The sequence below is a fragment of the Candidatus Hakubella thermalkaliphila genome (assembly GCF_013281975.1).
Lineage (GTDB): Bacteria > Actinomycetota > Humimicrobiia > Hakubellales > Hakubellaceae > Hakubella > Hakubella thermalkaliphila.
Window position 1 is genome coordinate 1 of sequence record NZ_BLRZ01000078.1, and the last position, 9,264, is coordinate 9,264.

Below are 9,264 nucleotides of genomic sequence, written 5' to 3' on the forward strand. Positions count from 1 at the left end.
AAAGGGGAATTTCCATCTCCCAGGAGACCTCATCACACCTCACCAATGAAGGCGTTATCGATGCCTACGTTCACCAGGGTGGTCGGATTGGCGTACTGGTGGAGGTAAATTGTGAGACTGACTTTGTAGCCAGAAATGAAGAGTTCAGAGCTTTTGTCCATGACCTTGCTCTCCATATAGCGGCATCTAACCCCCTGTTTGTATCTCGGCAGGATGTCCCTGATTCTCTTCTAAGCCAGGAAAAAGAGATCTACCGCAAACAGGCTCTTTCCGAAGGTAAGAAGGAAAATGTTGTGGAAAAGATAGTAGAGGGCAAAAACAAGTTCTATGGGGAGATCTGCCTTCTGGATCAGCCCTTCATCAGGGATCCCGAGAAGACAGTTGAACAACTTCTGATCGAGATGATTGCCAGGATGGGGGAGAATATCGAAATCCGAAGATTTACCAGGGTTCAGTTGGGCGAGCGTGTTTGAGGCGGGAATCGCGGTTGTCTGACAGAACTCCATCTCCGTTGCCCAAATACAAAAGAGTGCTGGTCAAGCTAAGCGGTGAGGTGCTTCTCGGCTCTCATCAATACGGTATTGATTCCACTGTGGTTGAGGCCATTGCCCAGAAGATCAAGGAGGTAGTAAATATGGGCGTGGAGGTGGCCGTAGTGGTAGGTGGAGGCAATATTTTTAGAGGCATCTCAGCCAGCGCCAGGGGGATGGACCGGGCCACGGCGGATAGCATTGGCATGCTGGCTACAGTTATGAACGCTCTTTCCCTTCAGGATGCCCTGGAACGATTGGGTGTCTTCACGCGGGTCTTAACCGCCATCTCAATGCAAGAGATTGCTGAGCCCTATATCAGGAGACGGGCTATAAGACACCTGGAAAAGGGCAGAGTGGTCATTTTGGCCGCGGGAATAGGCAATCCCTATTTCACCACCGATACTACTGCTGCCCTACGGGCTTTAGAAGTGAAAGCGGAAGCCATTCTGAAGGCGACCAAGGTAGATGGAGTTTACGACACCGACCCCACGGTGAACCCCTATGCCAAAAAATTTGACTCCCTCACCTATCTGGAAGTGTTGCAAAAAGAACTAAAAGCTATGGATGATACGGCGGTGTCTCTGTGCATGGATAATCATATCCCCATCATCGTCTTCAACCTGAGCGATCCGGATAATATCAGAAAGGCCATCTTGGGCCAGAAGATAGGAACCATAATAACTCAAGGGGAATGATGGACCATGAAAGACAAAATTTTGAAAGATGTGGAAGAGAAAATGAAAGCAACGGTAGAGAAAACCGGTCATGAATTTGCTACTATCCGCACCGGCCGGGCCTCTGCCAGCCTTCTGGACCGGGTTCAGGTAAACTACTATGGCAGCCCAACTCCTCTCCGACAGCTTGCCAACATCTCGGCCCCCGAGCCAAGGCTTCTGACTATCCATCCTTATGACCCCAATTCCTTGAAAGGCATTGAGAAAGCCATTCTGCAGTCCGACCTGGGTCTCACTCCATCCAGCGATGGTACGGTAATCAAGCTGGCCATTCCCCCTCTCACCGAAGAGAGAAGAAGAGATCTGGTGAAAGTAGTGAGAGGTATGGCTGAGGATGCCAGAGTAGCCATTCGCAACATTCGCCGGGAGACTATCGAAACTTACCGCAAGATGGAGAAGAACAAAGAGATTACGGAGGATGATCTGAGGCGTTTGACCGCGGAAGTTCAGGATCTGACGGACAAATATGTCAGCCAGATCAACGATCTATTGGCCAGGAAAGAAAACGAGGTTCTGGAAGTTTAGACCCTCTTTCCGGCTTACGTAGAAAATAGCCAATATTTCCCTCTGAAAATGCATCTTAATTTTCATGTTCCTTGGTGCCAGTTGTGGCAGGAGGGTTTCATGTTATCATGGTTCGCGGCAGATGCTTGGGTCAGGGCAAATAAGCTAGAAATAGGTTCTCCGTTTCCATTTCGAGAGTGCGGTCACTGAATGACAAATTACCAGAAATTCTTGGGAAAGATGAGTACTTTTATCCAGTTTACCAATTTGACGCGCCGCCTTTTAGGAGATAAGGAAGAGAGTTTGTTTAGAAGACTGGACAGATCCAGAATCCCTCAGCACGTGGCCATCATCATGGATGGAAACGGAAGATGGGCCCAGAAGAGGGGTCTTCCCAGGATAGCTGGGCACAGAGAGGGAATAGAGGCTATTCGGCGGATCCTTAAGATTGCGGTCGAGATAGGAGTTAGATACCTTACCCTTTTTTCCTTCTCCACGGAAAACTGGAACAGACCTGAAGTCGAGATAGATGGACTGATGGAACTTTTTCGGGAGGCCTTCAAACGAGAGCTAGATGAACTGAACAGGAATGGAGTAAGGCTGAGAGCTATTGGGCATTGCCAGAAGTTCCCACCTGATGTCTACCGTTCCATCCTGGAGGCTGAGAAGATCACCAAAGACAATAACCGTCTATTTCTCTATCTGGCTGTAGGTTATGGAGGCCGAGATGAGATCGTCGATGCTACCAGGAAAATAGTTGACGATGCGGTGGCGGGTAAAATTCACAAGGAGGAGATTGATAAGGAACTTTTCCAGCGCTACCTTTATGCAGAAGACTGTCCTGATCCAGATCTTCTGATTAGAACCAGTGGGGAGCTCAGGATCAGCAACTTTCTTCTCTGGCAGGCGGCTTATTCGGAGTTTTATTTTACTGAAACTCTGTGGCCTGATTTCGACAGAGTCGACTTCCTGAAAGCTATTATCTCTTTTCAGAAACGGAAGAGGAGATACGGCGGAGCTGATTTGGCATAAGAGACATGGATAGAGAAGAGCGATAGATGATCAGATTGCGTCTCTTGACTTCCCTGGTGGCCATTTCCATTGCTCTGGTCCTCATCTTTTGGGGAAGCCTGCCCTTTGCCCTTTTCATTCTGACTGCCTCCATCTGGGGATGTGTGGAATTCTATAATATGGCCAGATTCGCCGGGAGGAGGCCTTTCTTCATTCTGGGATGTGGACTTACAGTATTCCTGGTTCTGAGTATTTACTATTTTGGACTTTTAGGTATAAGTCTGGCTATACCTGTGGTGGTGATTGTGGTGTTAATCTACTCTTTTCTGTTAAATCTAGAGAGAGGGGATTTCACCGATGCAGCTCTGACCGTGATGGGAGTACTATATTTCCCTCTCATCTCTTTCCTGATTCTGTTACATCGTTTCGAGAGAGGTGTCTACCTGGTGACCCTGGTCCTGGCTCTCTCCTGGATAAATGACGGGGCAGCCTATTTGATAGGCTCCACCTGGGGCCAGAGAAAGTTAGCTCCCCATATAAGTCCCAATAAGACCATAGAGGGAGCAGCAGGGGCATTGGCTGTTACCATTCTATTTTCCCTTATCCTGTTTCCCCTTGTCCTGGGTCCCTTTGTGGGACTGGTTTCGGTGGGCCTGCGGGCCATTTTTGGTCTGGCTATCTCGATTCTGGCTCAACTAGGCGATCTGGCGGAATCTTTTATGAAGAGAAAATTCGAACTGAAAGACTCGGGAAATACTTTTCCTGGACAAGGCGGTCTCCTGGACTGCGGCGATAGTGTGGTTTTTAACGCCGTATTCTCATATTGGTTCTTCTATCTCTTGCAACTGTTCTGACTCTATCCGCTCTTCTCCTTAATTTCTGGTTGTCTCTAGGAGAGGTTTGAGTATCTCCCCAAAATGGTTAGAAAGAGTCCTTGTTCCCGATTTTTCCTCTTGGTTTTAGAGGATACTATAACATTTTGGAGGTCTTATTTGACAGTTTTGCTATTATCTAACTATGATTTAATAAGTGGTGATTTATGATGAGCTTTTTATTCACCATGGCAGTATCAATCATAGCCTTTGGAGCTATGATTGTGGCCCACGAATTTGGACATTTTCTGGCCGCCAAGATCAGTGGTATTGGGGTGGAGGAGTTTTCTATCGGCTTCGGCCCCAAGCTCTTCTCTTTCCGAAGAGGTGAGACCGTCTACGGCCTGGGCATCTTCCCCCTCGGTGGCTACAATAAGCTGGTGGGTATGGACCCCACAGAGCAGTTGGCCACTGAGGATGCTGGCTACCCGCAACGGGACGGAAAAACCCCAGTAGGTATGGACCCCACAGAGCGGTTGGCTACAGAAAGGGAGCGCCTCTCTTTCTATAACAAGCCAATTCTTCACCGGGCCTTTACCATTCTCTTTGGCCCTTCCATGAACTATGTCTTTGCGGTTTTTCTGCTCACCATCTTCTTCATGATGGGGACCTATTTTCTCACTCTGGAGATTGAATCCATAATGCCCGATTCGGCTGCTGAAGCAGCGGGGTTTCAGGTAGGAGATAAGGTAGTGGCGGTGGAAGGCCAGGAAATCAAAGACTGGGAGGAGCTGGTGCGAATTACCCAGGAGCATCCTGGGGACAGACTTAACTATGTGGTGGAGAGAGACGGAGAGCAACTGACTATAGAAGCAACGGTGGGAAAGAGGGGAGAAGTTGGCTTTCTGGGGATAGGCCCCCGCCTGGTCAAGAAAGAACTGGATCTTTTCCCGGCCGCCCTAAGTTCTCTCCGGGCTTCCTATAATATAACCAGACTTTATTTTCACGGTGTGATCAGGTTAGTTAGAGGGCAGCTCCCCGTGGAGGAGGCCAGGCCGGTCAGTCCGATAGGCATAGTCAATATAACCCAGCAGGTAGCTGCCAGGGGATGGCAGAACCTGCTCTCTTTTTTGGCTATCCTGAATATCATTCTGGCTATTAGCAATCTTATCCCCTTGCTCCCTTTGGATGGTGGTCACATCCTCCTTCTCCTAATCGAAAAGGTGCGGGGGAGAAGGTTAAGTAACCAGGTGGTGGGAATTATGAACACCATTGGCATTATCCTACTCATAACCATTTTTTCCATCGCTCTTTATCTGGACGTCTTTAACCCCATCAACCTGACCCAGATGCGATAATTCAATAGGCTGGAAGCTTGATTCTTGAAAAAGATGGAAATTCAGAGAAGAAAGACCAAAAAAATCTATATTGGCAGTGTGCCCATCGGAGGAGATGCTCCCCTTACGGTTCAGTCCATGACCAAGACCAGGACCTCTGATGCGGATGCGACCATCAGCCAGATCAACGACCTCTACCAGTCTGGTTGTCAGATCGTGCGAGTGGGTGTCTCTGATCATGCCTCGGCAGCAGTTCTAAAAAGGATAGTTAAAGCCTCCCCTCTTCCCATAGTGGCTGACATTCATTTTAGTTATAGGCTGGCTCTGGCCGCTCTGGAGGCCGGTGTTCATGGGGTGCGTATTAATCCAGGCAATATTGGGAGCAAGGAAAACATCAGAAAGATTGTCCAGGCTGCTTTAGCGAGAGGTGTTCCTATCAGAATCGGGGTGAATGCGGGATCTCTAGAGAAAGACCTGCTGGAAAAATATGGCCGGCCCACCCCGGAGGCTCTGGTGGAGAGCGCTCTGAGAGAGGTAAGGACTTTGGAGGATCTGGGTTTTTATGATATTGAGATATCGGTTAAAGCTTCCTCGGTCCTGGAGACCGTAGAGGCTAATCGCCTCCTGGCTTCCCGCACAGAATATCCCCTCCATCTCGGGGTCACCGAGGCTGGATCCGGTCTGGCGGGTATTATCAAATCCGCAGTGGGGATAGGCACTCTACTAATAGAAGGAATTGGCGACACTATTCGGGTCTCCCTGACTGGAGATCCTGTAGAAGAAGTGACCGTGGCCAGAGAGATATTGAAATCTCTGGGCCTGTTGAAAGAGGGCATAAATATCATCTCTTGTCCCACCTGTGCTCGCTGTCAGGTGGATCTCTTGTCCATCGTCCAGGAATTTTCTGAGAGAACCAGGGATGTGAAGAGCCTCCTGGATGTGGCTATTATGGGATGTGTGGTAAATGGGCCCGGAGAGGCCCGAGAGGCCGAGATGGGCGTTGCTCTGGGTCGCACCAATGGCCTTTTCTTCCAGAAAGGAGAAGAAAAGGGAAGGATACCTCTGGCCAAGCTCCTGGATCTCTTGGTAGAGGAAGTAAGGAAAGCAGATCGAGAAAAACAACTGGCGGAGACACATAAGACCTGAAGATGTTTTGAAAATTGGTGAGAGAAAACCATGAGATATTCTGAGTATTTCTTGCCCACCACCAGAGAAATTCCTGCTGATGCCGAGCTGGCCAGCCACATTTATTGCCTGAGAGCTGGTCTGATTCGTAAGGTGGCTTCGGGAATCTATATATTTCTGCCTCTGGGGATGAAAGTGCTCCAGAAGATCGAAACTATCATCCGCCAGGAGATGAATGCCAAAGGGGCCCAGGAAGTGCTCATGCCCGTCCTTCAGCCGAAGGAGCTATGGGAGAAGAGTGGTCGCTGGACAGAGTACGGGCCAGAGATGATGAGGCTCCGGGACAGACACGAGCGAGATTTCTGCCTCGGCCCCACCCATGAGGAGCTGATAACTTCTACGGTGGATGCGGAGATCTTTTCCTATAAGAAGCTACCCCTTCATCTCTACCAGATTCAGGTCAAGTTCAGAGATGAGATCCGGCCTCGCTTCGGCCTTCTGCGGGGGAGAGAGTTCATTATGAAGGATGGATACTGTTTCTGTAGGAACCAGAAGGAACTGGAAGTTATCTACCAACAGATGTATGAGGCTTACGCGCGGGTCCTGGAAAGATGTGGACTGGACTATGCGGTGGTGGAGGCGGAAAGCGGCATTATCGGAGGCGAGGTTTCCCATGAATTTGTGGTCCTGGCGGATGCCGGCGAGAGTGAGCTGGTTCTCTGTCCGGGCTGTGGATATGCTTCCAATGCTGAGCTGGCCCACTTCTCTTGGACCACCATCCCTGACCGGGAGGACATGAAAGAGGCTGCTCTGGTGGAGACAGCAGGAATAAAGACTATCGAAGCCCTGGCTCACTACCTCTCCGTCGAGCCCAAGAAAACCATTAAAACCATGCTGGTCCAAGAGGGCAAGAATATCTTCGCTATCCTGATCCGAGGAGATCGGGAACTGAGTCTGGCCAAGAGCGCCCGACATCTGAGAAGGAGCATCGGGCTGGTAGAGCAGGATACTCTGAACGCCCATCCGGAAATCAGGATGGGCTATGTGGGCCCCTTTGGCCTGAATGCGATACCAATCCTGGCTGACCTGGAACTAAAAGAATCCCAAAACATGGTCATTGGCGCCAACCGAGACAATTTTCATATGGTTAATGCCAATGTGGGGCGGGATTTTCAGGTAGATGAGTGGGGAGATTTCACTTATCCAGTTTGGGGAGACAAATGCAGCAAGTGCGCCAACGAACTGGAGTTCAAGCGGGGAATCGAAGTAGGCCATATTTTTCAGTTGGGGACAAAGTACAGCAAGAGCCTGGGGGCTACCTTTATTGATGAGGATGGTCAGAGCCAAAATTTCGTTATGGGCTGCTTTGGCATCGGAGTAACCAGGCTTCTGGCATCCATTATTGAGCAGAAACATGATGAGCGGGGCATCATATGGCCTGTTTCTGTTGCCCCGTTCCAGGTCATCATCCTCCTGCTTAATCCCACTAATAACAGGCAGAGGGAAGCAGCAGAGCACCTTTACGAGATATTCCAGAAGCACGGCCTGGAAGTTCTTCTGGATGATAGAGATGAGAGAGCTGGGGTCAAGTTTACCGACGCGGAGCTTCTGGGGATACCTTTTATATGCCTCATTGGCAATAAACTGGAGAGAGAAGGTCTGGTAGAGGTTAAAATAAGGGAAAGTGGCGATAGCTTCGAACTCCCTCTAGAAGGGGTCGTCTTCAGGATTCAGGAGATTATGGGTAATCAGGAAAGGGGAATTCAGGTTGATAAAGGGGATACTTTTTGATCTGGGTGATACCATTGTAATTGAGGACTCCGTCACCAGCTTGCTGGACCCCCAGGCCAAATTAGTGCCATACGCCAAAGAGGTCATATCCGCCCTCAGTGGACAATACAGGCTGGCCGTAGTCACCAACACCTTTGTTTCTACCAAACTGGAAGTAAAGATCGCTCTGCATAATCTTGCTCTGGATCAGTATTTTGATGTCATCGTCACCTCAGTGGACGTGGGATACGAAAAACCTCATGAAGAGATATTCAGGGTAGCTCTGCAGGAACTGGGGTTCCGACCCTCTGAGGTGGTCATGGTAGGAGACAGGATCGAGAAAGATGTGGTCGGCGCCAACAGGATGGGTATTGTTTCCATACTCTGCAAGTGGAATGATCGTTATCCTGAACAAATCAAAGGGGAAATGGAAAAACCCACCTATTCTATCCACTCCCTTAAGGAACTTCCCCAGATCTTATCTCAGATGAAATGAGCCCTTGGATCAGAAAGAGCCACATTCCCCTCGAAGATAACGCCTCCATCGTGGTGATCGGTGGAGGATTATAAAGGAGAGAGGCAGGTAGCAAGGAAAGAGCCTCGCCTTTATCGAGCTTTCTTTAATATCCTCTCTGGTTACCAGACCTACCGGCAGATTGTTAAGAGCTGTCTGGCTCCCGGTCTGTTCTTCAAGTTAGCCAGAGCTGTGATTCTCTATCTGCTGGAAGGAAAGGGTCCCACTGGCAAGACTTTTCTGGACTGTCTCCTCTGAGTTTTCCAGGTTCTTTGCTCTCGCTTCTCTAGTAGTTACGTAGTTCTATATCCTTCGCATGGGTCACCCCTTCGTGTCGAAGTACCCCGTTGCCTCACGTAAAAATGTACTCGAAATCTTTGGTCTTTTCGCCCTCCTTTCTTCTAAATTGCTCTTTTAGTGTGAGTTCATAGGACCTTAAGGTCATGTTCTTTGGTGTAGTTCTGCTGGTATAAGGTTTAGGTACTGAGAAGGAAATCCCCTGGCTCTGGGTGAGCATGGCTTGCCTACTGGCCTTAGAGGTTAAGCTTGGTCCCCAAAAATGCATCATCAAATGTCCTCTTCTACCTGCTTCAGTTTAGCCTTAAACTCTGGGCTATGTCCCCAGGGCCTGCCTCTCTCAAAGAGCCAACAGTGAACCATCTCGTGGCGGAGTGTGGCTTCCATCGTCTCCCAGCCAAGCTCCTTTAGATGAGACAGGGAGAGTCTAATTACCCTCTGGCTGGGTATGGATAGACCCTGGGTTCTCCTCATCCTCCGACTGAGCTCCAACCGATAGTCCCTGCTCAGCTCTCCCTTAAGAGGCTGTCTAAAAACTCCAATTTCAAAAACTCATCTCCCACTTCGCCCCTAAAAAGGAGCTAATTTCGCATAAAACTTCCCACGTTGACCTCAAAATCAGATCTC

At 49.3% G+C, this 9,264-nt stretch carries 11 protein-coding genes; 10 read left to right on the top strand and 1 reads right to left on the bottom strand.

Annotated features, from left to right (window positions below; genetic code table 11):
- The 10 genes from tsf to HW443_RS07775 all read left to right on the top strand — a co-directional run.
- Positions 1 to 473, top strand: a 473-nt coding sequence (gene tsf, locus HW443_RS07730) for an elongation factor Ts (protein ID WP_176238034.1), incomplete at its 5' end; no start/stop codon positions are given.
- A 14-nt stretch (positions 474 to 487) separates the two neighbouring features.
- Positions 488 to 1,228, top strand: coding sequence for a UMP kinase (gene pyrH / locus HW443_RS07735; protein WP_258190477.1), 741 nt, complete (start codon positions 488 to 490; stop codon positions 1,226 to 1,228).
- Positions 1,229 to 1,234: 6 nt separating this feature from the next.
- Complete coding sequence (gene frr, locus HW443_RS07740; protein ID WP_176235723.1) at positions 1,235 to 1,792, top strand: ribosome recycling factor; 558 nt, start codon at positions 1,235 to 1,237, stop codon at positions 1,790 to 1,792.
- Between the two features lie 219 nt (positions 1,793 to 2,011).
- Complete coding sequence (locus tag HW443_RS07745; RefSeq protein WP_176235724.1) at positions 2,012 to 2,803, top strand: isoprenyl transferase; 792 nt, start codon at positions 2,012 to 2,014, stop codon at positions 2,801 to 2,803.
- 26 nt (positions 2,804 to 2,829) lie between these two features.
- The gene (locus HW443_RS07750) at positions 2,830 to 3,636 is read left to right on the top strand and encodes a phosphatidate cytidylyltransferase (RefSeq protein WP_176235725.1); all 807 of its coding nucleotides are present in this window, start codon (positions 2,830 to 2,832) and stop codon (positions 3,634 to 3,636) included.
- 185 nt (positions 3,637 to 3,821) lie between these two features.
- A complete protein-coding gene (locus HW443_RS07755; RefSeq protein ID WP_176238035.1) occupies positions 3,822 to 4,952 on the top strand; it encodes a M50 family metallopeptidase in 1,131 nt (376 codons plus the stop codon).
- Positions 4,953 to 4,985: 33 nt separating this feature from the next.
- Positions 4,986 to 6,077: a flavodoxin-dependent (E)-4-hydroxy-3-methylbut-2-enyl-diphosphate synthase gene (gene ispG / locus HW443_RS07760; RefSeq protein ID WP_176238038.1), complete on the top strand. Its 1,092-nt coding sequence runs from the start codon at positions 4,986 to 4,988 to the stop codon at positions 6,075 to 6,077.
- A gap of 30 nt (positions 6,078 to 6,107) precedes the next feature.
- Positions 6,108 to 7,847, top strand: a complete 1,740-nt coding sequence (locus HW443_RS07765; RefSeq protein ID WP_176235727.1) for a proline--tRNA ligase — start codon at positions 6,108 to 6,110, stop codon at positions 7,845 to 7,847.
- Entirely contained in the window at positions 7,825 to 8,322 is a 498-nt protein-coding gene (locus tag HW443_RS07770; RefSeq protein WP_176235728.1) for an HAD family hydrolase, read from the top strand. Before HW443_RS07765 ends, HW443_RS07770 begins: the two co-directional genes overlap by 23 nt.
- Before the next feature lie 60 nt (positions 8,323 to 8,382).
- Entirely contained in the window at positions 8,383 to 8,598 is a 216-nt protein-coding gene (locus tag HW443_RS07775; protein WP_176235729.1) for a hypothetical protein, read from the top strand.
- 309 nt (positions 8,599 to 8,907) lie between these two features.
- Here the strand turns inward: HW443_RS07775 and HW443_RS07780 are convergent, their stop codons facing one another.
- A complete protein-coding gene (locus HW443_RS07780; RefSeq protein WP_308751092.1) occupies positions 8,908 to 9,180 on the bottom strand; it encodes a SprT-like domain-containing protein in 273 nt (90 codons plus the stop codon).
- Positions 9,181 to 9,264 lie beyond the last annotated feature (84 nt).